Origin of the sequence: Gilvimarinus gilvus, assembly GCF_030518155.1 — a bacterium.
In the GTDB taxonomy this organism is placed as follows: domain Bacteria; phylum Pseudomonadota; class Gammaproteobacteria; order Pseudomonadales; family Cellvibrionaceae; genus Gilvimarinus; species Gilvimarinus gilvus.
On sequence record NZ_JAULRU010000167.1, the window covers coordinates 1 to 362 of the forward strand.

The 362-nt window shown below is 31.5% G+C and carries 1 protein-coding gene; it reads right to left on the reverse strand.

Annotated elements, in window-relative coordinates; translation table 11 throughout:
* Nucleotides 1-362 (reverse strand): glycosyltransferase family protein (locus QWI17_RS01290; protein ID WP_302720681.1); only part of this gene is annotated, 362 nt, incomplete at both ends.

A 362-nucleotide genomic window follows, 5' to 3' on the forward strand; every position in this document is an offset into this window, starting at 1 on the left:
GATTTCCAGTTGCCATATATTCGAATAATTTCCCTGGAATAATTCCTTTCGAAGCAACATTATCAAAATTTGTTAACAACAGAATATTTGCAGAATTAATCGCATGTAACGATTCTTGGTGCGAAACATATCCGTGAACAATCAAGTTATTTTGTAAACCTTGTTCAAGAATTGTTTGTTTAACATCATCAGCCAAAGAACCATAAAAATTAAGTTTAAAATCTTCTCGAAATGAATGATTTTCGTTGCTAATTTCGGCTAAAGCTTTCCACAAAGCAATTGGATTTCGAAGCATTTCCAAACCTCCAGAATACATCAAATGAAAGTGATTTTGATCTTTTTCTGTTTGTTGTTTTACTTCT